Genomic DNA, 26,656 nt, shown 5'->3' with positions numbered 1-26,656 from the left:
GTGGCGACACGTGTAGCTGACGGATACTAATCGATCGAGGACTTAACTAAACACATAAGAAAAGCGAAGGCGACTGTTCAGCCAAGCCCTGTTATCTAGTTTTGAAGGAATAAAAAAGGCTTGACAACAAAAAATATTCCGTTATAATAACATTTGTCTAAAGCATTATTGCTCGGTGACGATGGCGGAGAGGTCACACCCGTTCCCATCCCGAACACGGAAGTTAAGCTCTCCAGCGCCGATGGTAGTTGGCGGGACACCGCCTGCGAGAGTAGGACGTTGCCGGGCAAGATTATTCCGCAGTAGCTCAGTGACGAGCGATGCTTCGTCGATTAAGCTACGAGTTGCCTCGACGCATCGATCATCATTGAGTATGCGATTAGAGGAAGAGGCAGTAAAATTTATTTCAAATAATGGTTAAGCAGTATGAACCACTTACATGTTTATTCCGCAGTAGCTCAGTGGTAGAGCACTCGGCTGTTAACCGAGCGGTCGTAGGTTCGAATCCTACCTGCGGAGCCAGTGCTTCCATAGCTCAGTTGGTAGAGCACTTCCATGGTAAGGAAGAGGTCACCGGTTCAAGCCCGGTTGGAAGCTTGTGTGTCGTATGTTGGCCCGTTGGTCAAGTGGTTAAGACACCGCCCTTTCACGGCGGTAACACGGGTTCGAATCCCGTACGGGTCATCTTTTATGGAGGATTAGCTCAGCTGGGAGAGCACTTGCCTTACAAGCAAGGGGTCGGCGGTTCGATCCCGTCATCCTCCACCATATATTTGGATAAAACAACAGGAAATTGGATAATATAACGTAGTCGATCAAAAGTAACTGCCGGCTTAGCTCAATTGGTAGAGCAACTGACTTGTAATCAGTAGGTTGCGGGTTCAAGTCCTGCAGCCGGCACCATCCGCGGAGGGGTAGCGAAGTGGCTAAACGCGGCGGACTGTAAATCCGCTCCCTTTGGGTTCGGCGGTTCGAATCCGTCCCCCTCCACCATGATTTTTATTTGATCGATGGGCTATAGCCAAGCGGTAAGGCAACGGACTTTGACTCCGTGATGCGCTGGTTCGAATCCAGCTAGCCCAGCCATTTAATTATAATTTAACTTATAACGAGCCATTAGCTCAGCAACGAGCAAAGCTCCGCTGAATTTGTTGCGAGTTGTCCCGACGCGCTTGGCATCTTGAATAGCCTAGTAGAGGAAGGGACAGGTAGAGTACGATTGGGCATATATCTAAAACTTAGAATCCTTTCTTATGACGAGCCATTAGCTCAGCAGGTAGAGCATCTGACTTTTAATCAGAGGGTCGGAGGTTCGAGTCCTCCATGGCTCACTGTTTGCGGAAGTAGTTCAGTGGTAGAACACCACCTTGCCAAGGTGGGGGTCGCGGGTTCGAGTCCCGTCTTCCGCTCCATGGGGCCTTAGCTCAGCTGGGAGAGCGCCTGCTTTGCACGCAGGAGGTCATCGGTTCGATCCCGATAGGCTCCATACGTTCGAAACCTTAGGTACTACCTAAGGTTTTTTTGTTTAGTTTTGTTTAGTATAGAATAAATATTCAAAAAGTTGTCGAGTTGAGCCAACTGCTTCTCCTCATGTACAATAAACGTTAGATACAGCAAGGGGAGGAGATCAAGATGAACATTTCGATTATTGGAGTGCCAATGGATTTAGGACAAACACGTCGTGGCGTTGATATGGGGCCAAGTGCCATTCGCTACGCTGGCGTAGTAGAGCGTTTAGAAAATTTAAATCATGATATTGAAGATTTAGGGGATATTCAAATTGGTCGTGCTGAGCGTGTTCAAGATGTGACAAATCCAAAATTACGAAACTTGAAAGCGGTTGCTGAAGCAAATGAAAAACTTGCTTCTGCGGTCGATGAAGTTGTAACAAGAGGTCGTTTTCCGCTTGTACTTGGTGGCGATCATAGTATTGCGATCGGGACGCTTGCAGGAGTAGCTAAACATTATAAAAACTTAGGTGTCATTTGGTATGATGCGCATGGGGATTTGAATACGGAGGAAACGTCGCCTTCTGGAAATATTCACGGTATGCCGCTCGCTGCAAGTTTAGGGCTTGGCCATCCGGCTTTAACGATGATCGGTGGATATAGTCCAAAAGTGAATCCGGAAAATATTGTAATCATCGGTGCTCGTGCACTTGATGAAGGGGAAAAACAACTCATTAAGGAAAAAGGAATTAAAATATATACGATGCATGAGGTTGACCGTCTAGGTATGACGAGAGTGATGGAAGAGACGATTGCTTATTTAAAAGAGCGAACAGACGGTGTACATTTGTCCCTTGATTTAGATGGACTTGATCCACATGACGCACCGGGAGTTGGAACACCAGTGATCGGAGGGCTCTCGTACCGTGAAAGTCATTTAGCAATGGAAATGTTAGCTGAGGCAAAAATCATCACTTCAGCGGAATTTGTTGAAGTCAATCCGATTTTAGATGAGCGGAATAAAACAGCTGCAACCGCTGTTGCTTTAATGGGATCATTGTTTGGTGAGAAGCTTGTATGAGAGGTGGCATGATGCCCCTCTCCATTTTTTTTAAAAATATTAACATATTCGTTGCGATTTATGGAACTTTGCTTTATGTTATTCGTATAAAATAGTAGCCCCCATGTGGAGGTAAATATGGAATGGACATGTTTATTAGGCAACGTATTAAAGCAGTTAAAAAAGGAGATCAAAGTGCTTTTGCTGACATTGTCGAAATGTACAAAGATAAAATTTATCAACTGTGCTATCGCATGTTAGGAAATCGTCATGAAGCGGAAGATGCTGCACAAGAAGCGTTTATTCGGGCGTATGTCAACATTCATACATACGATCCAACCATGAAGTTTTCTTCTTGGCTGTATCGTATTGCAACAAATTTATCGATTGACCGCATGCGTAAAAAAAAGCCCGATGTTTATTTAGATGCAGAAGTGTCAGGGACAGACGGGCTCACGATGTACTCTCAGATTGCAGATAAGGGAACTTCTCCGGAAGATGCGTTAGAAAGTTTAGAGTTACAACAAATGGTACAAGAAGCGATTTTAAAGCTACCAGAAAAATATCGCACGGTCATCGTCTTAAAATATATTGACGAGCTATCACTGCAAGAAATTAGTGACATTTTAAACTTGCCAATTGGTACAGTGAAAACGCGTATTCATCGTGGTCGTGAAGCATTGCGTAAACATTTAGGCCATTTATGATGAAAAAAGGAGTGAGACAGATGCCATGCTCTGAAAAAATCGTTCAATGGATGCATGATTATTTAGACGGAGACATTCAAAAAGAAGAAGAGCAACGATTGCGCAACCATATTCAACAATGTGAAGCATGTCGAGAGCATTTTTATGCATTGGAAAAAACGGTGGCGTTTGTCGAAAATGTTTCCCACTTCACCCCTCCAGACGATTTCGTTAAAAAAGTGATGTATAATTTACCTCGTGAAAAACGGCGTGTGCGTTGGAAACGATGGTTTACTCATCATCCGTTTCTGACTGCCGCCTCGTTGTTCCTTTTGCTAAGCACGAGCAGTTTATGGGCAGTTTGGCAAGAGGATAATGAATTTTCATTTTCTAAACAAGAACATTTAATTGTTCAAAATCATACGGTCATCGTACCAGAAGGGAAAATTGTTGAAGGCGATATTGTTGTCCGAAACGGTGATATTAAAATTGAGGGAGAAGTGCATGGCGATGTGACGGTCATTAACGGTCATAAATATTTAGCTGCTGCCGGTGAAGTAACCGGACAAATTGAAGAAGTTAATGAAGTATTTGATTGGATTTGGTATAATGTAAAAAGAGTCGGTTATAATATCGCCAAAACATTAACGAAATAGCCATCCATATTGATGGCTTTTTTACATGTGAGAGCAATTAGAATGAGTGAAGGAAGTGTAAGAATGCCATTTGGAGAGCTCCCGACATTTGTAAATTACCTCATTAAGTTTGTGGACATTCTTGTCGTTTGGTTTGTCATTTATAAGCTCATTATGGTTGTGCGCGGCACGAAAGCGGTGCAACTGCTTAAAGGAATTATTGTCATTATTCTTGTCCGAATTGTAAGTAGCTTCATTGGATTAAGCACATTGCAATGGTTGATGGACCAAGCAATTACATGGGGTTTTTTAGCTATCATCATTATTTTTCAACCGGAATTACGCCGAGCCCTTGAACAACTAGGAAGAGGAAAACTGTTTTCGCGAAGTACGACCCCTGAAGAGGAAGAACAAACGCATATGATCGAAGCGATTGTAAAAGCAACAGAGTACATGGCAAAACGGCGGATCGGTGCCCTTATTTCTATTGAACGAGAAACAGGAATGGGCGATTATATTGAAACCGGCATTCCATTACACGCGCACGTTTCATCAGAATTACTCATTAACATTTTTATTCCGAATACACCACTTCACGATGGAGCTGTCATTATCCAAAAAAATCAAATTGCTGCGGCATCTTGTTATTTGCCGCTGTCGGAAAGCCCATTTATTTCTAAAGAACTTGGCACAAGGCATCGCGCTGCATTGGGTATTAGTGAAGTGACAGACAGCATTACCGTTGTTGTGTCCGAAGAAACAGGAGCAATTTCTGTCACGAAAAATGGGGAGCTTTACCGAGATTTAAAATTAGATGTATTACGAGAATTGCTGACGAAGGAGCTCGTTCAACCGAAAGCAACTTCTTCATCTCGTTGGCAGTGGAGGGCGAAAAAAAGTGGATAAATGGATGAATAGCCCATGGTTTATACGCATTTTTTCTTTGTTGTTAGCGCTTATGATTTACGTTTCAGTTAATATTGAAACACAATCGAATAGTATGTCACGAAATACGGTTGGACAAACGGATGTTGAAACGGTGACGGACGTCCCAGTCGTAGCGTATTACGATCAAGAAAACCTTGTTGTTTCTGGCATTCCTCAATCGGTTAACGTGATGCTTGAAGGACCGAAAAGTATCGTCACGCCAACAAAGCTGCAACGAGATTTTGAAGTGTATGTAGATTTATCTAAATTGTCAATTGGTCAGCATACCGTCCCTTTGAAATACCGAAATATTTCTGAAAAATTACGCGTTACCATTGATCCAGCGACAATTACTGTGACAATTGACGAGCGTGTGTCAAGAGATTTTTCTGTGGAAGTCGATTTTATTAATAAATCACAAATTGCAGAAGGTTATTCACCAGAACAGCCAATTGTCAAGCCAAATGTTGTGAAAGTGACGGGAGCAAAAACATTAATTGATAAAGTGGCATTAGTAAAGGCACGTGTAGACTTAAAAGGAGTCGAAGAAACGATTGAGCGAGAGTCGAAAGTAACGGTGTATGATAAAGAAGGAAATGTGTTACCGCTTGATGTGGAACCATCCATTGTCGATATTACTGTGCCGATTAAAAGCCCAAGTAAAACCGTTCCTTTAAAAATTGAACGAAAAGGAACGTTACGAGAAGGATTAAGCATTGTCAAAATGGAAGTCATTCCGAGCGAAGTAACGATTTTTGGACCAAAAGCAAAGATCGACGATATCGAGTTTATTAGTGGCATGGAAGTCGATTTAAGCGATATTACAGATAATACTACTTTACAAGTTGATGTACCTGTTCCAAAAGGAGTGAAAGCTGTAGATCCAGCAAAAGTTACAATTTTAATTGAAATTGAACAAGAAAAAGAGAGAACGTTTGATCAAGTTCCAATTGAAATCATTGGACTAAACGACGCATACAAGGCTGAATTTATCGATCCTGCTGATCGAAATATTACGCTAACGGCTTTAGGGGCTCAACGTGTACTGAATGATATTCAATTGAAAGATATTAAGGTATACTTAAATGTTAGTGAATTAGGCATTGGAGAACATAACGTTCCAATTGAAGTCAATGGACCTCAAAACGTTCGATGGAGACTACCACAAAAAGAAGCAACGATTCGTATTACAAGAAATGAGTAACTATAAAAGGAGCGATAGCATGGGTAAGTATTTTGGAACAGACGGTGTGCGAGGGATTGCCAATAGTGAATTAACACCAGAATTAGCTTTTCGAATTGGTCGTTTTGGCGGTTACGTATTAACGAAAGATAAAGAACGCCCGAAAGTATTAATTGGTCGCGATACGCGCATTTCTGGTCATATGCTTGAAGGAGCGCTTGTAGCTGGACTGCTCTCCATCGGGGCAGAAGTGATGCGCCTCGGTGTTATTTCTACACCGGGTGTAGCGTATTTGACAAAAGCTTTAGGCGCACAAGCAGGGGTCATGATCTCCGCTTCGCATAACCCTGTCCAAGATAACGGAATTAAGTTTTTTGGACCAGACGGTTTTAAGCTTTCTGATGAACAAGAGTTAGAGATTGAAGCGCTTCTCGATAGTGAACAAGATACGTTGCCGCGCCCGATCGGGAAAGATTTAGGGCAAGTAAACGACTATTTTGAAGGCGGACAAAAATATTTACAATATTTAAAGCAAACAGTAGATGAAGATTTTTCAGGTATTCACGTCGCGCTTGATTGCGCGCACGGTGCGACATCGTCATTAGCAACGCACTTATTTGCTGATTTAGATGCCGATGTGTCTACGATGGGTGCATCACCGAACGGGTTAAATATTAACGACGGTGTCGGCTCAACACATCCGGAGGCGTTAGCGGCATTTGTGAAGGAAAAAGGGGCAGATGTAGGGTTAGCGTTTGATGGTGACGGTGATCGGTTGATTGCCGTTGATGAAAACGGTCAAATCGTTGATGGTGACCAAATTATGTATATTTGCGCAAAATATTTACATGAACAAGGGCGCTTGAAACATCAAACGGTCGTCTCAACGGTCATGAGCAACCTTGGTTTTTATAAAGCGCTTGAAGCGCAAGGAATCAAAAGTGTACAAACAGCTGTCGGCGACCGTTACGTCGTCGAAGAAATGAAAAAGAACGGCTACAATTTAGGTGGAGAACAATCGGGGCATATTATTTTCCTTGATTACAATACGACAGGAGATGGGCTACTAACGGCGTTACAGCTTGTCAACATTATGAAAATGACGAAAAAGCCGCTTTCTGAACTAGCGGGGGAAATGAAAAAATATCCACAAAAACTAGTGAACGTGAAAGTCACAGATAAACATGAAGCGATCGCAAGCGAAGAGGTGCAGCGTGTCATTCGCGAAGTAGAAGAAGAGATGGCTGGAAACGGTCGTATTCTCGTTCGTCCGTCTGGTACGGAACCGCTCGTTCGCGTGATGGCAGAAGCACCAACCGATGAACTTTGCGATCAATACGTTGAACGAATTGCGTCTGCTATACGTGAGCATTTTGGCGCATAATCATGTGTTCAGTAAACAATATGCATAAATGGAACGGTTTATTCCATTTATGCATATTTTGTTTATACAGGGGTAAGCGATACACATTGACGTTTGCCTCTTTGTTGTTGTAAACTATTGTTGTTTGACATCTTACATGGAAGGAGGATAGTGGAAAACAAATTTTACAAAAGCGCCTGGACTAAGCTTTGGACGGGAAAAAAGCTTAGTTGACGAGGAGGAGGTTTATCGAGTGTTCGGCGGATGCCTCCCGGCTGAGGCGATGACAGCCGCAAGTTCTTTCTTAAAACAAAGAGGCGACTCTTTGCACAAAGGAAAGAACGTTCATCGCAATTAAACATTTAAAGGGGCAAGAGCCCCTTCTTGCCCCTATGATTAGGGAGGACTTGTTATGTGCGGAATCGTTGGTTATATTGGTGAACAACCATCAAAAGAAATTTTATTGTACGGATTAGAGAAATTAGAGTATCGTGGATATGACTCTGCAGGGATTGCGTTATTGAACGACACTGGTGTACATGTGTTTAAAGAAAAAGGACGAATTGCGGATTTGCGTGCGATTGTCGCAGAAGATGTAGACGCACCGCTTGGCATTGGTCATACACGTTGGGCGACACATGGCGTGCCAAACCGCGTGAATGCCCATCCACACCAAAGCGCATCTGGTCGCTTTACCCTTGTGCATAATGGTGTGATCGAAAACTACGAATTGTTAAAACGTGATTATTTAGCGCATGTGTCGTTTACAAGTGATACAGATACAGAAGTCATTGTGCAGTTAATTGAAACGTTTGTAAACGACGGATTATCGGTAGAAGAAGCGTTTCGTAAGGCGCTTTCGCTATTGAAAGGTTCATATGCGATTGCTTTAATTGATGCAGAAAATGATGGTGTCATTTATGCGGCGAAAAATAAAAGCCCGCTTTTAGCCGGATTAGGCAAAGGGTTCAACGTTGTCGCAAGCGACGCATTAGCGATGTTGCAAGTGACGAGCCAATATGTTGAGTTGATGGATAAGGAAATGGTGATCGTTACAAAAGAAACAGTGACGATTAAAAAGTTAAATGGTGAAGTGGTAGAGCGCGCGCCATATGTGGCGGAATTGGATGCAAGCGATATTGAAAAAGGAACGTATCCACATTACATGTTAAAAGAGATTGACGAACAACCGCTTGTCATTCGCCGTTTAATTGAAAAATATCGCAACGAACAAGGCGAGCTAGCGATTGACGAAGAAATCGTGCAAGCAGTCAATGAAGCGGATCGCTTATATATCGTCGCCTGCGGTACGAGCTATCATGCTGGATTGGTCGGTAAACAATTAATGGAAAACTGGGCGAAAATCCCTGTCGAAGTGCATATCGCAAGCGAATTTTCTTACAACATGCCGCTTTTATCGGAAAAACCGTTATTTATTTATATTTCACAAAGCGGAGAAACAGCGGACAGCCGCGCGGTGCTTGTGCGCACGAAAGAGCTTGGTCATAAATCATTAACGATTACGAACGTACCAGGCTCGACATTATCGCGCGAAGCAGACTATACGCTTCTTCTTCATGCTGGACCAGAAATCGCAGTTGCATCAACGAAAGCATATACAGCACAAATTGCGGTGCTTGCCATGTTAGCTGCGGTAGCTGCTAAAGCGAAAGGAATGGCGCTAGATGTTGATGTGACGAAAGAGCTTGGCATTGTCGCCAATGCGATGGATACACTTTGCGATGCAAAACATGAAATGGAACAAATTGCGCGCGAGTATTTAGCGACAACGCGCAACTGCTTCTTTATCGGTCGCGCGGTTGACTATTATGTCGTATTAGAAGGCGCATTAAAGCTAAAAGAAATTTCTTACATTCAAGCAGAAGGCTTTGCAGGTGGAGAATTGAAGCACGGCACAATCGCCTTAATTGAAAATGGCACACCAGTGATTGCTCTAGCGACACAAGAACATGTCAACTTAAGCATTCGCGGGAACGTCAAAGAAGTTGTCGCTCGCGGTGCCAATCCGTGCATCATCTCGATGAAAGGATTAGACATGGAGGACGACCGTTTCGTCATTCCAGCCGTTCATCCGATGCTCACACCGCTTGCGTCTGTCGTGCCATTGCAATTAATTGCTTACTATGCGGCATTACACCGTGGCTGCGACGTCGACAAACCGCGCAACTTAGCGAAGTCGGTAACGGTGGAGTAAAGCTTAGAAGAAATGATAAAAAAACACACGTCATGGATTACGATGTATGTAATCGGACGTGTGTTTTTTATTGGAAAATCGAGCGAAATCATTGCCATTTGACACGGATCGTCTGCATGCAGGATTTTTCACAGAAAGCAGGCAATAATAAGAATCTGCCCTATGAAGCGAGGTTATCATGTACACCATTCCATGTAAAGTGCGCGTTTTTAACTGGTAAAAAAAACTGTTCAATTTAATCAATTGAATTTTGTTCAGTTTGATTTAAGCGACCACAGCGCTCATTACTTATTGTTCGGCAATAGGAGCATGTTCTGATTAATCATCACTCCCAACAAAAGCTTTGGGAAATGTGGGAAAGTCGAGTGGGATTCAGTTTTTGCAGCAACGATGTTAGAGTGATTACTGCATTATTATATGATTTTCAACCTAAAGGGGGAAAAAGGCTCCAATAAGAAGAATGGAGAGGATCAATGAGGATCTTCTGGGGAATTTTAAAACTTCTATTTTTGGAAAAAAATAATTGAACTTAATCATGTTAAAAGTGAAATAAATGGAGTAAAAAGAGGTAATTTTAATGTGTATATAAGAAAGAAGAATTTTTGAATAATGTGAAAAATAATTGACATTTAATGCTTTTTGACAAATTACGACAAAATTTTTGAATTGTGTTTGATAGATTTATTCATGAACCGGTTCATAGATTTTAATAACAGTTAAAAGGGGGGAGATCATGAATAAACCTGAAGTACAACCTAATGGAATTACTTGCTGGGGATGTTTAGCTTGTGCTGCATGTACTGTCACATATCTAACACTTATTTCTGCCCTTTCTGGATTAAATACAGCAGAGTAATTGGAATATAAAGAAATTCCGAGTTGGATGTGTAGTTATGTACCCTGTACTTTCAATTTTATGTAGCTTCACAGTAGCATTGTATAAAAAATAAAAACAATTTGCGAATTAAACTAATAGAACACTAGTGGAACTCCATCTAGGAAAATATGTTTCATACAACAGATTAATCGAGAGTACAGGGTTATCTTTTTTTAATACTAAGTTCATGATAAAAGAGCATATTTTTTAAAGTAAAAATGTTTTTGGGGGATGATTAAATTGAATAAATACATATATTGGAGTGATGGGTTGGAACTTAGAAGATATCCTAATAATACAATAATATTGGTTAAAAAGGATAATATTGAGGGTATGCCGAATAGAGAAGATATTCAGATGTTTACATTAAATGACACAGCTGCTGAAATAATTCAGTTAATAGATGGTACAAAAACATACAACGAAATAATATCTTCTTTATCGTCAAAATATAACGAAAGTTTTAGTAGTATTGATGAAAAAGTAAAATATTTTTTATACAATATGTCAGATACGTATAATTTAAAGGTTAATACTCAAGATTATCCAAAAAAGACACCTGTATATTTAGTAGATGAAAGTACTATTTATCCTACTGTGGCATCTATTGAATTAACAAATAAATGTAATTTGCGATGCCTACATTGTTATGGTGATTTTGGAAATGTAAAACATAGAGTTATGAGTTTAGACGAAGCGACATCACTATTAAGTGACTTAAAAAATATGGGAGTTAAAATAGTTGAGCTTACTGGTGGCGAAATGTCAACTCATCCAAAAATAAAAGAAATATTATTGCATGCGGTTGATTTAAAGTTTGACCAAATTTCATTGTTAACAAATGGATTAGCACTTACAAGTGAAATTAAAGATATAGTTATAAAAAACAAGTCAAGAATATTTATACAAATTGATCTCCATAGTTTAGATGACAATTATTTAACATGGTTTACTAAAGTCCCAAATACTTTAGATAAAATTAAAAAGAATATTAAAGATTTAGCAAAAAATAACGTGCAAATGCGGATAGCAACAATAGTTACTCGTAAAAATATAGATGAGATTGAAGAGATAGCAGACTGGGTTCATAACTTAGGTATTAAACATTTTGGAGTTTCACCTGTTGTTGAATTAGGTAGAGCAGAGAAATCTGATAGAGACTTATTCATTAATGAGGAAGATGCAATAAAATTAGAAGAAAGGCTAGAAAGAATTCATCGAAAATACGGTAATTTTTTATCAATAATAGAAGGTGATCGTAGTAAAAATAAAAATTGTGGATGTGTAGCATCTCATTGTGTAATTTCTTCTAATGGTGATATAAAAATCTGTACAATGGATAATATGGAATATTTCAGGATTAATATTGGAAATGTATTCAAAAGTAACATTAAAGACATCTATGATGATAATTCAGAATACATTAATAGCTTTTTTAATTTACGTTCGCCACAAATTGATTCTATAGAATGTGCAAATTGTGATCACAAGTATTTTTGTAGTGCTTGTATATTAAGAGGACTTGTTAAAGCTAAGAAAATGGGAGATAAATGTTTATGGTATGCAAATAAAGTCCCAGCTTTAATTAAAGAGAAATTAACGTTTGAAGATCTGTAAAAAATCTTAACCTAAATTTAGAAATAAATATTATTTGTCATAAAAGTATATATGATAGTGTTTATTTAAAAATATTTCCTTTTTAATCGAGACACATACTTTTGTTTGTATGTGTTTCGATTTCCAAGCATTTTGATACAAAAACGTCAAGATACGTTTTTTCATTTTCGATGATGAGGCGGAATTGGAAATTATAGAGTTAAAAGGATCCTCACCAAAAGTTGTACTTGATTTTTTATAACACGCTCTAATGACGCTTGTGAGGAAGAATCAGCAAATTAATGATTTTTTCATATTCCTGTTCAGGAAAAAGTATCACTCATCAAGTACATCTTGTGGTGATGAACCAGTTAAAAGGATATTGCTAACCATTGACATAAAAAGGGGTAATAGCATATGTTTAAACATTATAAAAGCATATCATTTTTATTTCCTATTTTAAAAAAGTCAAAATTCTGGCTTATTATTGGAATAATTGGGATGATTATTTCTTCGTTGATAACTTCTCCAATACCTTATTTTGTAGGTCAGGTAATTGATAGAGCTTTATTAACCAAAAAAGGCTATTCCGAACTGTATAAAATCACCTTAATTTTAGCATTAATTTATGTCATTAGATACATTTTATCTATAGTTTATCAGTATTTTTTTACAAAAGTCCAGCAAAATGTTGTCAATGAACTTAGAATATCTATGGTAAATAAGGTTATAGACGCTCCATTAAGCTTTTTAAATAAAAAAGAAAAAGGTTATATTCTTGGTAGAATATCAGAATCTGGTAATATAGCAACATTGTTTTCTCCGACATTTTTGGGAACCTTTATAGGAATATTTGATTTCTTTTTTTCTTTAGTAATAATGATTAGTCTAAGTGTCAAACTTACTATATTAGTCATAATTATTGTACCGATTTATTATTTTATATCAAGAAATTCATCTCGAAAGATATCCAAAAGTACAACAAATGTTTATGAAACCTCTGCCATATTAAATGGTGAAGTCTATGAAATGCTTAACGGAATTGAAGATATAAAAATGCTAAATGGTAAGGATGCACAAATAAGGAAACTTAAATGTAAATTAAAAGACACGATAAAGAGTGTTATAAAACAAAACTTACATTTTATACTTTTTGTGCAGAATATAGTATTAACTAACAATCTTGTTACAGTCTTAGTTTTGCTGGTTTCAGGAATATTAATTTTGCGAAATGAATTGACTATTGGCATTTACACATCGTTTTCTTTATATTTAACTACACTTCTTGCCACTACTCAATCTTTGGGTAGTTTAGAAATAACCTTGAAACCTATCCTTGTAAGTATAGAAAGAATTAAAGAGTTTTTAACATTAGACAGTGAAGATTCCGAAAGATGTCAACCTTTGAATGAATCGATTGAGACCATAACATTTAATAAAGTTGATTTTAAATATAATGATCAAAGTGATTTAATTATAAATAATTTGAGCCTTGATATTTCGAAGGGAGATAAAGCTCTAATACGTGGAGTTAATGGTTCAGGTAAAACTACCTTAATTAAATTAATAACTGGATTATATTCACCTACATCAGGAAGCATCTTAATTAATGGAAAAGATTTAGCTTTAATCGATAAAAAATCAATTAGAGAAAAAATAGGAATTGTTTCTCAAAACATATTTCTTTTTAAAGGAACTGTATTAGACAACATTCTATATGGACAAAAAGATAAAACAAAAGATGACGTAATTAACTTAATAAACAAATACCACTTAACAGAATATATAAATAGACTTGAAAAAGGGTTAGAGACAGAAATAGTACAAAATGGTTCAGGTATTTCTGGTGGGCAAGCGCAAATAATTGCCTTTCTACGAGCTATTATTAAAAAAAGGGATTTGATTATTCTAGATGAAGCAACATCTAATTTGGATGCCGACACAAAAAAACTTATTTTGGAAATACTCAAAGAGAGTGATTTTTGTAATATTTTAATAATAATTTCACATCAGGAGGAAGGGCTACAATTTATAAATAAAATAATACAGTTACAACATGATAAACCTTCTTTAGAACAAACGGAACGTGCTATTGAACATGAGATAATAAGAGGAATGGCTTAAAAAATAATAAGCCAGACCAATTTATCTAACCTTTTCACTTTTGATAATAAAGGGAGGAACGAAAATTGGAGAACATTTTGGAATTGGACAATGTGTGTAAAGTGTTTCAGGGTTTTGCTTTACAAAATGTTAGCTTTTCTCTCGAAAAGGGCTATATCATGGGTTTTATTGGTCCAAACGGTGCAGGTAAAAGCACTACGATCCGCTGTATTATGGATCTCGTACATATTGACAGTGGTAATGTTAAGATGTTTGGTGTAGATTATTATAAAAATCTGAAAGCATTAAAGCAGCGCATTGGGTTTGTCTATGATCAAGATGTCTTTTTTGAGGATTTAAGTGTGGAAAAAAATAAAAAAATTGTCTCGTTATTCTACGACACGTGGGATGATGATATTTTTTACCGATATGTCAACGAGTTTAATATTCCTCTAACAAAACCAATGAAACATTTGTCAAAGGGAACAAAAATGAAGTTTGCCTTAGCTGTAGCTCTTTCTCATCATGCAGAATTGATCATTATGGATGAACCGACTACAGGGCTTGACCCGATTTTCCGAAGAGAACTATTGGATATCTTAAAAGATATTATCAAAAATAAAGATAGATCGATTTTTTTCTCGACACATATTACAACTGATTTAGAACAGGTTGCTGATTTCATTACATTCATTCTTGATGGGAAAATTCTTTTTTGTAAAAAAATAAAAGAATTACTTGAACATTATGTAATAATAACAGGGTCATTGAATCTTAAAGAAGTAGTCCAGGCCTTCCAACCCATATCACTCAAGGAAACATTGCTCGGATTTGAGGCATTTTTTGAAACTAGTAGGGCGACAAAAATCATTTCAAAGTACAACTTAAGCTTTAAAAAACCTTCATTAGAAGAAATAATGTATTATTTAGTGAAATCTAATAATAACAAATAGGAAATCCTCTTGGATTTATAATTTCAAAGGTTGAGAGAAAGGGGAGATATACCTTGCTTCGTTTAATTTTAAAAGATTTATATACCCAAAAAAAAATTGCCTATTTTTCACCTTTATTATTATTACTCTATTTTTTTTCAATGGGCAAAAATATCTCAGGCTCAAATCTGATTGCGATCGTAATATACAGCTTAAGTATAGCATTTATTGCTTATTTCATGGTAACTTATACAAACTTTAATACGGGAGAGAGTGAGAAAAATCAAAACAGGCTTATTCTCAGTTTACCCGTTACGAGACGCTCTGTTATAAATGCAAAATACATAATGATTAGCATATGGTGGTTATTTTCATATACTTCCTATATTTTGATACGTATTATTTTAATGAATGTAGTTGATACAAGTATGACTTTTAATCAATTGTTCGATATTAAAGTATTGTTGCTTTCATTATGTTTCACATATCTTTTGACGTCTATTTTCTATCCACTCCATTACAAGTTTGGATTTCGTGTTGCAAGCTCAATTGGAATTGTATCATTTTTCCTTATGACAAATGCAGTGGGAAAGGTTTTATCATCTAATAAGGCTAATGGTGTTCTCTCTATCATAATAGACAAACCGATTATTTCCTTTTCTATTATTGCAATTAGTGTTACTTTAGTCTCTTACATTTTTACAGTAAATATTTTTACAAACAAAGATTTTTAAAATTTAATTATTAAAGAACCGACATAGGAATAATAAAAAAAAATAAATCATCAGTTTATCTAATGTCGCTTTATAAACAAACATTAATTAAAAAAGTCCTGCGGTAATATGTCAAGGTGAAACATCATCGAAATTGGAAATTTGATTGTCCGATGATCCGAAAAAAGGCAATACTTAAGAAGCCCAGTCTTGTCCGATGTCATTAACTTGGTTTTGATGCAAAATCAGTTAGATCGATATCCCTATCGATCTTCCCCCTTTCTTGGCGTGTAGATTTGACCGTTGCGTAGCAGCGCATCGATCACACGCACGAGTTTTCGAGCGGTGAGGACGAGGGCTCGTTTGTGTTGGTGCTTTGGTACTTCCTCATACTTCTTCCGATAATAGGTGCGAAACGACGCATCATGCCGTTGTACCGAGTTGGCAGCCTCCACTAGGTAGTAACGGAGATAGCGATTGCCGAAACGAATGAGGGACGTCTCCTCGGCTTGGAACCGACCGGACTGGTGCTTGGATCAAGTCAAACCTGCATACTTTGCTAAGGCGGCTTGGTTGTCAAAGCGATCGATTTGTCCAATTTCGGCTAAGATACCGGCAGCGTAAACAGGTCCGATGCCAGGAATCGTTTGTAACGTATTTGGAATGCCTTCCAAATGGCGAGTAATCACTTTATCTAGCTCTTTGATTTGCGCTTGAAGGCTACGGATGGATGGAATCGATAGGCCTAAAAGCAAGTCGATGGAATCCTCGACACATTTGGAAAGCCGATAGGACGAACGAGCCGCCTTCTGAATGAACTTGGCGATGCATTCCGGATCGGCAAAGCGATTGCGTCCTTTTTGGCGCAAGAAGTCAGCGAGCTGTTGCACGTCCGCCTGACTGATTTCGTCTAAGCTAAATGACTCGAGAAGAAGCTCTAAGATGGCATGTCCGAAAACGGAGCTGTCCACCTCTTGGGTAAAGGAACTGCACTTGTAAAACAAGTGTTGGAGGAAGTACTGCTTTTTTCGAGTGAGCTGATGGACGAGATGATAGCGCATGCGCGTGAGCCGTTGAAGGGCGATAAACTGTTCTTGCATGACAGCTGTCACTTTCAAACGGCCAAAGCGAAGCCGATCGGCGATGATCCACGCATCGATGCCGTCCGTTTTATCCAAGTCCGTGTACGCTTCTTTAAATTTGCGAATGAGCTTTGGATTGATAGTGAACACTTTGACATTCCAAGATTTCAGCTCCTCCTGTTGGTGGAAAAACATCGCTGGATGCCAGCTGTAGACCGAAGTAGCTTCCATCCCGATGAGAATTTCGGATGGTTGGAGCTTGTTGGCCCACAGGAGGATTTGATCGCGAAGGAAGGTCGCGCCAAGCAGATGATTATCCGTCTTAAATTGCGCGCACGTGTTTCCTTCTTGATCCATGATACACGTGTATAAGTCCGTTGAGCTCACGTCAATCCCGACGTAGAGTTTCATGAGATCACCTCCAATCGTAGTAGGATCGTGGGGTTGGGACTCTTCGGGATGCCCCGGACCGCGCTTGTTGACCAGTCACCCTCGCGTATGAGAACTCACGTTGGGCTATGGGCTGCCTGGAAGCTGATCCTTCCAGCATGGGAAGCCAACGTCGAGCCTCGGGGTTAGACGTCCGAACAGGATCCGGGGAGACAGACTTCACGAGTAGTCAAGGCTACAGGAGGAAGAAGAGTGTCCCCGATGATCCTTAAGATCATTATCCAAGAACATCGCGAAAAGTCCAACCCCGATGTTTGTGAAATAGGTTTGCGACCCACGGGGGAGGGGCGCCCCTCCCCCGTGGGCAAGTCACCCAAGAATATGCGATTGTCAAGGAGCATACCAAACAAACTGGAAATTCGATTAAAAAATCTTTCTAAACATACTATACGAGGAGAGTTAAATAATGATCCGTGGAAAAAAATCATTCATAATAGCGATTATTTTTATAATTGTTGCGGTAGCTCAAATATTAGATAGAAACTTTTTGGCTGTGTTCCCTTTTATATGTGGTATATACTTTTTTTTACATTCAATTAAGGGTAATGAATGAGTTTTATAGGATTCATAAAGGCTCTTCACCACAAGTTGTACTTGATGATTTAAGATTGGTGTGCATAGAGAAAATAGAGGGTACAAAAAATGCGAATTTTCCTGTATGGTAAAGGTGACTAAACCAAACCATTAGAGGAAAATTCGCATGTACTCTCCGTTTATCAAAGAGTTCATCAATTTACCAGATAATTTGACGGAGGAAGAACGCCAAATCGTACGGAAATGGGAAAGCGATTACTTAAAGTCTGTCTACCAATCTCTCCAACATTTTCGCTATGTGTCTAAAAGCAAAGACGAGCAACAGGCGAAACGACGTTTGGAGGCTTGGATTCACCGATATGTATGTTGTCCTTGTTTGGCTGTACGCGCCATCGCAAAATCGCTTGTCAAACGAACAGATGAAATCATATCGTGCATATTGTCACCTTATTCGAATGGAAAAATGGAGGGAACGAATAACAAGATCAAGCTAATCAAACGTCGGGGATACGGATACAGAAATATCCATCGTTTTGCATTGCGGGTTCGTCTAGAAACAGCTAACATACTTTAATGGCAGATGCAAGTACATCTTTTGGTGATGAACCTAAGATTGGTAAACATGGGTTTACTTTCGAATATGATTAATCAAAAAACTGTATTAGAAAGTCCACAAGATAAAATATTAACTGCAATTAATGGGGAATGGACAGATATTGAAAATGCAGTTTCATCTAAATTTCTGTAGATGAGCAACTTCGCTAACATAAAAAATAAAAAAATAGACTTAAAGAGCCTGTTCGTCAAAACAATCACTATTATTCTCATATTATCGCATTGGCATAGATAAACAAATGAATATAACCCATGGCGTTAGCTCTCGACTAGCGCCATGGGTATAAATATTTATACCTTATTGTTTTGCTGATACAGTTGTACGATTTGTTCCTCCTGTTCGCTAATGATGACTTTTGGAACAGGCGTCGGTTTTTTGTTTTGATCGATGGCGACCATTGTTAAAAAGCATGTGGTTGTTAAGTGATGTTCGCCTGTAAATAAATCTTCTGTTTCGACTTTGACGAATACTTTCATGGATGTGCGTCCGGTCGAGTAGACGAATGCTTCAAGCTTTAAAATATCGCCTACTTTCGCGGACGAAATGAAATCAACTTTGTCAATCGAAACGGTAACGACTGCTTTTCGTGCATGGCGCATAGCGGATATTGCCGCAATTTCATCAATATAAGCTAAAACGGTACCACCAAAAATCGTGCCGAGATGGTTCGTATCAGAAGGCAATACGAGCCGTGTTTGAATCGTTTTCGACTGCTCGACGCTCACTTCCATGACTTCATCCCTCCGTAAGCTAAGAGTCGCTTGCGATATTCGTGTGCGGCTTCCACCATCGCTTTGAGTGCGGCAATTGCTTCTTTTTCTTTTCGCGTTTTTAATCCACAATCGGGATTGACCCAAAATTGTTCTGGACGAAGAACCCGAAGTGCCCGTTCGATTTGCTCACTTATTTCTTCTTTTGTCGGAATGCGTGGACTATGAATGTCGTACACCCCTAAGCCAATTTCCTTTTGATACTCATATGTTTCAAATGATGAAACAAGTTCACCATGGCTTCGTGACGATTCAATGGAAATGACATCCGCATCAAGCTCATCAATGATATGCATCATATGTTCAAACTGTGAATAGCACATATGTGTATGAATTTGCGTTTCCTCTTTCACCGATGAGGTAGCGAGACGAAACGCCATAACGGCATCTTCCCAATATGATGCATGTTTCTCTTTTTTGAGCGGCAATCCTTCCCGTAACGCTGGCTCATCGACTTGAATGATGCGTATGCCTTCCTTTTCTAACTGCAATACTTCCTCACGAATGGCGAGGGCGAGCTGCATCAGCACATGTTTGCGTGAAATATCGTCGCGAACGAACGACCAGTTTAACATTGTCACAGGACCTGTCAGCATTCCTTTCACAGGTTTATTTGTCAGCGACTGAGCATACACCGTTTCTTCTACAGTCATTGGATATAAATGAGCAATATCTCCAAAAATAATTGGCGGGCGCACACAACGCGAGCCGTATGATTGCACCCAGCCGTTTGTCGTGCATGCCATCCCTTGTAGCTTTTCACCGAAAAACTCAACCATGTCTGTACGCTCAAATTCGCCATGGACAAGCACATCGAGCTGAAGTTGCTCTTGAATGTCGATCCATTTTGCGATTTCTTTCTTTATAAACGACTTATATTGATTGTCGTTCCATTCGCCTTTTTTCCACTTCATCCGAGCTTGGCGCACGTCGCTCGTTTGCGGGAAGCTTCCAATCGTCGTTGTCGGCAACAGCGGAAGTTGTAAATGGCCTTGTTGTGCTTTTCGTCGTTCGGTGTAAGGCACGCGGCTTACCGGAACGGTTTCGGCTGTTTGTTCTTGTTCGTGGTGAAGTTTGGCGAAATAAACGTTTGTTTGTTCATCGTATTTGATTAGCTCGTCGATCGTTACGTTTCCGTTCATATACTCTGTCAACATACGTATCTCATCTAATTTTTCATCGGCAAATGATAAAGCCCCAGCAAGCTCCGTCGGCAATGTATGTTCATGTTTTGTCGTGACAGGAACATGCAGTAAGCTACAAGACGGTTGAATAATGAGTTTTTCAGCAACGTTTGCTAGATGGTGAAGGAGCGTCGCTTTTTGTGCAAGCGAGCTTTTCCATACATTGCGACCGTCTACAATCCCAGCAACTAATATTTTATCTTTCGGAAATCCATAGGTGTTTATGTTTTTCATGTTTTCGCCATTATCATGTACAAAGTCAAGCCCAATGCCTGCGACAGGTAAAGCAACGATTTCACGATAATGCGATACGCTATCAAAATATGTTTGTAAAATAAGGTTTATATTTGGTACATCGCGATGAAAAACTTCATATACATCACGAAATGTATCGACTATGTCATCATCTATATCTTGAACGAGAATCGGTTCATCGATTTGGACGAATGACACGCCCGCTTCGCTTAGTTGTTTGAATAATTCCACATAAACAGGAACTAATTGTGCGAGATGTTTGCGCCACTCGTGTCGCTCGTATTGCTTAGAAAGCAAAAGAAACGTAATCGGTCCAAGCAACACAGGTTTTGTTTCTAAATCGAATGTTTCTTTTACAAGGTTGTATTCTTTCAATAGGCGATTCTCCACTAATCTTGGCTTTGTTTGTCCAATTTCAGGCACGATGTAATGGTAATTTGTATTAAACCATTTCGTCATTTCAAGCGCATGTTGCCCATTTGTCCCACGTGCCATCGCAAAATATTGCTCAAGCGCATCGTCTATTTGTTGAAATCGTTCTGGAATATACCCAAACATAAATGCTGTATCTAACACGTGATCGTATAAAGAAAAATCTCCGATTGGAATGAGATCAATTCCTTTCTCTAGCTGTTTACGAATCGAATCGAGTCGAATCGCTTCCATTGTTTTTATGAATTGCTCTTTGTCTATTTGCCCATTCCAAAAAGATTCTAATGCTTTTTTCCATTCTCTTTTTTCACCAATGCGCGGATATCCTACATTTGAACTACGAATGAACAAGTTAAGCACCTCCAGTTATTCATATCTCAATTCAAGCAAAAAACCCTCTTTCAACAGAAGGAGGGCATAGCTAGCTCGTATTGAGATACATGAAGTGCCTCAAGATCATATGTCCTCACTCCTCCCTATGACGCGTAGGTCGTAAGTGCATACAACAGGCAGGTCTCCTGACTTAGCTTCATCGCTGTTTATCTCCTTCCCATTTCAAATGAAACAGTGGATTGTGATAAACAGCTCTGCATCACAGTGGCGCGACCGTGTTGGATTTTCACCAAACTTCCCTTTTAAGATTCACAGCATGTGTGAATCACCTGTTGCGTGAACTTATTATGTTATTGTATAAAATTCAGAATAAACGAACTTTTTGTTTTTTTCAACTGAAATGTTTTTTCGTGTGAGGGGCGTGACAGAATGATAAATGGGTATATTTTTATTTTGAGTTAATATTCATATTTTATTGGTTAATTTTATATTGAAAATTATTGAATTTTTCTTTCTTTTGTTATACTTTTACATAAAGTGATCTGTAAATAAATGTTTTTGTGGGTTAAATTTACTTTTATAAAAATAAAAAATAATTATTAGTTTAGGAGCGTGATTTGTTTGAGCAACGTTTTAGCAAAATTCAAAGATAAAGTTTCGCAAATACCTGAAGCTACAGCTATTATATACGAAGATCAGAAAATGACTTACAAACAATTAGATGAGCTATCATCAAAGTTGGCAAACTATTTATATAAAAATAATTATAATACAAATGCTTTTATTCCAATTTATATGCCCCCATGTCCAGAAATGATTATAAGTATTTTGGGAGTATTAAAGGTAGGTGCTGCCTATCTACCTATATCTACAGAATATCCAGTTCATCGCATCAATATGTTAATAGAGGATTCGAATAGCAAAATTATTTTAAAAAATACGGATGAACTGTTAAATGTAAACGTTAAACAAATTGATATTAGAAATGTTATTACGTCGGATTACTCACAATTATTTGATGAAATAAATGGAAATTTAGCTTATTTAATGTACACTTCTGGAAGTACAGGAAAGCCAAAGGGTGTTAAAATCTCGCATTCAAATTTAGAATATATACTCAATAACATGCAGAAATACTATCCAGTTTCTAGAGATGACAAGTATATTTTATCGACACCATTCACCTTCGATGTCTCCGTTGTTGAAATTTTTGGCTGGATTTACGGTGGGGGAGCTTTAGTAATACCAACACAAGAGAACTCACGTAATTTTAGAAAACTGGCTCATTTAATAGAAGTTCATAAAGTAACACATATGGCACTCTCGCCTGCGATTTTAAATTTGATGCTAGATAAATTAAATAAGGATGATATCGATAAATTAGATAGAAATTTGAAATATTTAATGGTAGCAGGTGAGGAGTTCAAAGTTTCCCTTGCTCATAAAGCTATGAAGTATTTAAAAAATGTTTGTATTGAAAATCTATATGGTCCAACTGAATGTACAGTATATGCAACACGTTATAGAATTGATCATGATTTTAATCGTTTAAGTGTTCCGATCGGAAAAGAGCTTGATGGGGTACAAATTAAAATTTTAGACTCCAAGGGAATGGAGGTACCAATAGATACGCAGGGGGAGATGTATATTTCCGGTGAGGGAGTTGCTGAGGGATATTTGAATTTACCTACTATCAATGACGAGAGATTCCTATTTATAGATGGGAAAAAATATTATAAGACGGGGGATTATGCTAAAAGATTAAGCGATGGAAATATAGAGTTCATAGGAAGGAAAGACTATCAGGTTCAAATAAATGGGATTCGCGTAGAATTAGGGGAGATTGAAGATATTATTTTGAAAGAAATAGAAGAAATAAACATGGTTAAGGTGTTATATAAAAACAATAAACTTTATTGCTTTTATCAAGGGAAAAAAGCAATCGAATCCGATGATATAAAGAAGACTTTGAAAAACTTTTTGCCTTCATATATGATTCCGAACTTTTATAAACAAATAGATCAATTTCCACTAACGATTAACAGAAAAATAGATACGAAGGCGCTTATGTCTTATTATGGTGATACTGACGTTCCATCAAATGTTATTCAAAATGTTGTTACCGATACGCAGAAAAACATCTTACGTATATTCAGGGAAACTTTAAATATAGATCGTATGTCTTTATATGACAGCTTCTTTGATTTAGGTGGTGATTCATTAGATGTCATATCTGTAATTATAGAGTTAGAGAATTATTATAACATTAATTTAGACGAATCTGTTTTATATAATCACCAAAATGTTAGTGAACTAGCAAGTTATATAGAAAATAGGTTAGAGCAGGAAAATGAAATAACTAAACAGGTTCGAAATGCAAATGAAGATATTGACATCGATCATATAAAATCGCAAGTCTCTAGGTCATACTATAAGAATAATAAATTGTTAGGTGCAATAGAGAAAGTTTATCCAGTATATTATCACCAAAAGAATTACATTAAAGATAATTTTAATAGTGTCATTGACATCAAAATTGACGTAAAAAAAGATTTTAAAATGGAAAAGATTATCCAAGGTTGTAAAGATATTATTCTATCTAATGAATTATTAAGGTCTGTCATATCTGTGGATAATGAACAGATTGTATTTAAACAGGTTAAATTAGATATGGATAGCTATGAAATACCATTATTTAATCTGTCTGAATATTCACATGATATTGCAATCTCATTCGTTGAAGAACTCACGAAAACGATGGCAGAAGTCGTCTTAAACAATCCTTTAGATGCGCTACTATATACTGTTGCAATTTTCGAATTACATCAAAAGTATATGGTGGTGTTTGTGTTATCTCACAACATCGCAGACTTATCTAACAAACACATTTTGATTAAACAATTTATGAATGTATTAAACGGTCATAAATTAGAAAGTAGGCCGGAATATAAAGATTTCATAGAGTTTATGGATAGTAAAAATAAATTAGAGTCTATTAGTAATTGTGATTACACAAAACAACTCCTAAAAGTCAATGTCAATAGGGCGAGAGTACAAAGTAGTGATGATTTGTTAGTATTGAAGTTTCATTTTGATAGTAAACTCAGAACAACATTCGATATAATCGATAAAATGAATTATATCAGTACTCAGATTCTATCTAGGGTTATTGGACAAAAAGAGTTCATCTATCAAACAATCGTTAACATCAGGAAATATAAAGATTTAGATTTCAGTAATTGTATTGGTGATTATCATACTTCGATGGTTCTTTTAGGAAAACCGGAAGAAACATTTGAGGAATTTAAAAATAGGATGGAAGAAGTTTGTTCCATGTATAGAGATGGATTCAATCCGATTTATCTGTTTGCAAAAGGTTTTCCAAATATGAGCGAAACCCATAAAGACTTATACCATCTTTACGGTATCAACCCGGTTGCTAAGACAAACTACTTAGGAACAATTAAAAATGAGCAATTAAATGTCATGTTAGAATCATTAGAAGAAACGAGAAGAAACTTAAGTGCTTTGAAAGATAATCCTTTTTTTATCACTTCTTTTTCAACAAAAGACCATATTTATATTGCGTTTTTAAACAAGCCAGCTAACTTAAACGAGGAAATGTATAAAGATCTTCATGTATCCGAGGAACGCATTTTTAGTAGTATCCATAACTTTAGATCGTGATGCAATTATTTAACTCTGTCTGTTTAATGAGGAATTGTCTGATCCTTAGAAACAGGCAGAGTTATATACCTCTATATTTATAAGACAAACAATTGATGATAGGTGATATTATGCTTAGTAGGAATGAATTTCTTGTTTTGTTTGGTAACTCCACATCTCAGCTGGGGAGTGTAATCTTTGCGATGGCTTTGAATTGGTGGATTGTGGATGTGACTAGTAGTGCAAAAGTTTTAGGTGTTGTAACAGCTATTAGTTTAATTCCATCAGTACTTATTAATCTTTTTGGTGGGGTGATTTCAGATCGTCTCAATAAAAGAAACATACTGATAGTAATGGATATTATAGCTGGATCAGTGTGTATAATATTAGGATTTTTTGTCGATGACGGAAATGTGAACATTCCTTTAGTTATAGCAGTGAATATTGCATTGAGTGTTTCCTTTTCCTTGTTTTCGCCTACAATGAGAGCAATTATTCCTGAGATTATTGATGAGAATCGAATTAAAACAATTAACTCCTATTTAACGACATCTTCGGAAATAATTAAAGTTTCAGGGCCAATAGTAGGCGCATGGTTATTTTCTCTAGATTTTATTGGTATAAGCGCGATATTTATAATTAACGGTGTCTCCTTTTTAATATCTGCTTTTATGGAATTTTTTATTAAATATAGTTATATCCAATCCAATAAAGAAAGGTCATATTTCAAAGATTTTGTTGAAGGTTTTAAGTATGTAAGAAGAGAGCCATTATTGATAAGGTTACTTATAGCCGTATCCCTAGTAAATTTTTTTATAGCGGGTTATAACATAATTTTGCCTGTGTTAGTTAATTCTTTATACAAAGATAGTACTGTCTATAGCCTAGCCCTATCATCGGAAGCATTAGGGGGAATTATAGGGGCTTTCCTTTTAAGTTTTTCTAAAGGTAAATCTCAGTTAGTTCATATTTCTAGAGAATTAATTCTATGTGGCAGTGTTTTTATTTTATTGATATTCTTCAGTAATCTCTATGTATTATATGGAGTAATTTTCTTCTTTGGTTTTTTCTTAACACGATTTAATGTTCTTTTTTTCACTTATATACAGACTAATATTGATAAGAAGCTATTAGGAAGGGTATTTTCTTTTATATTTACAATTGCGATAATTTTTATGCCGATAGGAAATACGATTTTCGGTTTTTTAGGTGATTATTTCTATAAAGGACTATTGCCTATAATAGGGATAGGTATAGTTTTAAGTGTTATCCTTCTATTTTTTAACAAAAGTGTTTTGAGATATGAGCGTACCTCCCGAGAACGAATGGAGGCTTAAGACTTTTGTTCACGCAGTGTGTCAAGTTTTGTATTATTCGAAATGCCCTATGGACTAACAATGTTGTTTTTTATTCTATATCAATTGAAATAAAGGTTTTCTCCCGTTCCACAGCGAATAAGTAAGGGAGAAAATAGGGGAACGGAGAAAAAATACGATGCCGAATCACAAAGACGAGATCGAAAAGTTGTCCACTGCCATGAAAGAAGCAAAAAGTAAACGAGCATATGAACGCTACCAAGCGATTTATCTTCATTTG

Annotated in this window: 16 protein-coding genes, 10 tRNA genes, 1 rRNA gene, 2 pseudogenes and 1 riboswitch; of the genes and pseudogenes, 26 read left to right on the top strand and 3 right to left on the bottom strand. The window is 37.6% G+C overall.

The features are described 5' to 3' along the window. The first annotated feature begins 171 nt into the window (after positions 1-171). The 23 genes from rrf (at position 172) to CS060_RS12270 (ending at position 15,759) form a co-directional block, all read left to right on the top strand. Positions 172-288 (top strand): 5S ribosomal RNA (rrf, locus tag CS060_RS12375). Between the two features lie 159 nt (positions 289-447). After that, positions 448-522 (top strand) — tRNA-Asn (locus tag CS060_RS12370). Between the two features lie 2 nt (positions 523-524). Then, positions 525-597: transfer RNA gene (locus tag CS060_RS12365), tRNA-Thr, on the top strand. A 15-nt stretch (positions 598-612) separates the two neighbouring features. Then, positions 613-684 (top strand) — tRNA-Glu (locus CS060_RS12360). Positions 685-692: 8 nt separating this feature from the next. After that, positions 693-768: transfer RNA gene (locus tag CS060_RS12355), tRNA-Val, on the top strand. Between the two features lie 59 nt (positions 769-827). Continuing rightward, positions 828-903, top strand: a tRNA-Thr gene (locus CS060_RS12350). A gap of 5 nt (positions 904-908) precedes the next feature. Then, a tRNA-Tyr gene (locus CS060_RS12345) sits at positions 909-993 on the top strand. An 18-nt stretch (positions 994-1,011) separates the two neighbouring features. Then, a tRNA-Gln gene (locus CS060_RS12340) sits at positions 1,012-1,086 on the top strand. 172 nt (positions 1,087-1,258) lie between these two features. Beyond that, positions 1,259-1,331: transfer RNA gene (locus CS060_RS12335), tRNA-Lys, on the top strand. A 6-nt stretch (positions 1,332-1,337) separates the two neighbouring features. Continuing rightward, positions 1,338-1,412: transfer RNA gene (locus CS060_RS12330), tRNA-Gly, on the top strand. Position 1,413: 1 nt separating this feature from the next. Next, positions 1,414-1,486 (top strand) — tRNA-Ala (locus tag CS060_RS12325). Positions 1,487-1,632: 146 nt separating this feature from the next. Beyond that, entirely contained in the window at positions 1,633-2,529 is an 897-nt protein-coding gene (rocF, locus tag CS060_RS12320) for an arginase (RefSeq protein ID WP_035048783.1), read from the top strand. Positions 2,530-2,651: 122 nt separating this feature from the next. Further along, positions 2,652-3,215 (top strand): RNA polymerase sigma factor SigW, encoded by a 564-nt coding sequence (sigW, locus tag CS060_RS12315; protein WP_035048782.1) that lies wholly within the window; start codon positions 2,652-2,654, stop codon positions 3,213-3,215. A 20-nt stretch (positions 3,216-3,235) separates the two neighbouring features. Next, entirely contained in the window at positions 3,236-3,850 is a 615-nt protein-coding gene (locus CS060_RS12310) for an anti-sigma factor family protein (protein WP_035048781.1), read from the top strand. Positions 3,851-3,913: 63 nt separating this feature from the next. Next, positions 3,914-4,735, top strand: a complete 822-nt coding sequence (gene cdaA, locus CS060_RS12305) for a diadenylate cyclase CdaA (protein ID WP_035048780.1) — start codon at positions 3,914-3,916, stop codon at positions 4,733-4,735. Next, on the top strand, positions 4,728-5,960 hold the full coding sequence (locus tag CS060_RS12300) for a CdaR family protein (protein WP_035048775.1): 1,233 nt from the start codon (positions 4,728-4,730) through the stop codon (positions 5,958-5,960). Before cdaA ends, CS060_RS12300 begins: the two co-directional genes overlap by 8 nt. A gap of 19 nt (positions 5,961-5,979) precedes the next feature. Continuing rightward, complete coding sequence (gene glmM / locus CS060_RS12295) at positions 5,980-7,323, top strand: phosphoglucosamine mutase (RefSeq protein ID WP_035048766.1); 1,344 nt, start codon at positions 5,980-5,982, stop codon at positions 7,321-7,323. Positions 7,324-7,714: 391 nt separating this feature from the next. Beyond that, positions 7,715-9,517: a glutamine--fructose-6-phosphate transaminase (isomerizing) gene (glmS, locus tag CS060_RS12290; RefSeq protein WP_035048764.1), complete on the top strand. Its 1,803-nt coding sequence runs from the start codon at positions 7,715-7,717 to the stop codon at positions 9,515-9,517. A gap of 733 nt (positions 9,518-10,250) precedes the next feature. Then, positions 10,251-10,373: a hypothetical protein gene (locus tag CS060_RS14350; protein WP_255350587.1), complete on the top strand. Its 123-nt coding sequence runs from the start codon at positions 10,251-10,253 to the stop codon at positions 10,371-10,373. Between the two features lie 252 nt (positions 10,374-10,625). Further along, positions 10,626-12,011, top strand: a complete 1,386-nt coding sequence (locus CS060_RS12285; RefSeq protein WP_099669016.1) for a PqqD family peptide modification chaperone — start codon at positions 10,626-10,628, stop codon at positions 12,009-12,011. Positions 12,012-12,407: 396 nt separating this feature from the next. Beyond that, entirely contained in the window at positions 12,408-14,114 is a 1,707-nt protein-coding gene (locus tag CS060_RS12280) for an ABC transporter ATP-binding protein (RefSeq protein WP_069201726.1), read from the top strand. A gap of 65 nt (positions 14,115-14,179) precedes the next feature. Next, entirely contained in the window at positions 14,180-15,046 is an 867-nt protein-coding gene (locus tag CS060_RS12275; RefSeq protein WP_099669015.1) for an ABC transporter ATP-binding protein, read from the top strand. 53 nt (positions 15,047-15,099) lie between these two features. Next, positions 15,100-15,759, top strand: a complete 660-nt coding sequence (locus CS060_RS12270; RefSeq protein WP_099669014.1) for an ABC-2 transporter permease — start codon at positions 15,100-15,102, stop codon at positions 15,757-15,759. 242 nt (positions 15,760-16,001) lie between these two features. Here the strand turns inward: CS060_RS12270 and CS060_RS12265 are convergent. Beyond that, a pseudogene (locus tag CS060_RS12265) lies at positions 16,002-17,231 on the bottom strand (IS110 family RNA-guided transposase). Between the two features lie 775 nt (positions 17,232-18,006). On the opposite strand from CS060_RS12265, the pseudogene CS060_RS12260 reads away from it, so the two are divergent. Beyond that, positions 18,007-18,378 (top strand): annotated as a pseudogene (locus CS060_RS12260) (ISL3 family transposase); the annotation flags it as partial. Positions 18,379-18,710: 332 nt separating this feature from the next. Here the strand turns inward: CS060_RS12260 and CS060_RS12255 are convergent. Then, positions 18,711-19,151 carry an acyl-CoA thioesterase gene (locus CS060_RS12255; protein WP_035046489.1) on the bottom strand — a complete coding sequence of 147 codons (441 nt, stop codon included), beginning with the start codon at positions 19,149-19,151 and terminating at the stop codon, positions 18,711-18,713. Further along, entirely contained in the window at positions 19,142-21,412 is a 2,271-nt protein-coding gene (gene metE / locus CS060_RS12250; RefSeq protein WP_035046487.1) for a 5-methyltetrahydropteroyltriglutamate--homocysteine S-methyltransferase, read from the bottom strand. Before metE ends, CS060_RS12255 begins: the two co-directional genes overlap by 10 nt. Positions 21,413-21,552: 140 nt before the next feature. Then, a riboswitch (cobalamin riboswitch) is annotated at positions 21,553-21,742 on the bottom strand. Positions 21,743-22,015: 273 nt separating this feature from the next. Between metE and CS060_RS12245 the strand changes: the two genes are divergently transcribed. Together CS060_RS12245 and CS060_RS12240 are read left to right on the top strand one after the other, a co-directional pair. After that, positions 22,016-25,081: an amino acid adenylation domain-containing protein gene (locus CS060_RS12245; RefSeq protein ID WP_180271092.1), complete on the top strand. Its 3,066-nt coding sequence runs from the start codon at positions 22,016-22,018 to the stop codon at positions 25,079-25,081. Between the two features lie 95 nt (positions 25,082-25,176). Continuing rightward, on the top strand, positions 25,177-26,397 hold the full coding sequence (locus CS060_RS12240; RefSeq protein ID WP_069201713.1) for an MFS transporter: 1,221 nt from the start codon (positions 25,177-25,179) through the stop codon (positions 26,395-26,397). The last annotated feature ends 259 nt before the right edge of the window (positions 26,398-26,656 follow it).

It is taken from the genome of Anoxybacillus flavithermus (assembly GCF_002742685.1).
GTDB classification, from domain to species: Bacteria; Bacillota; Bacilli; order Bacillales; family Anoxybacillaceae; genus Anoxybacillus; species Anoxybacillus flavithermus_E.
Note: the sequence above shows the minus strand (reverse complement) of the source record. Positions and strands in the feature narration are given on the sequence as shown.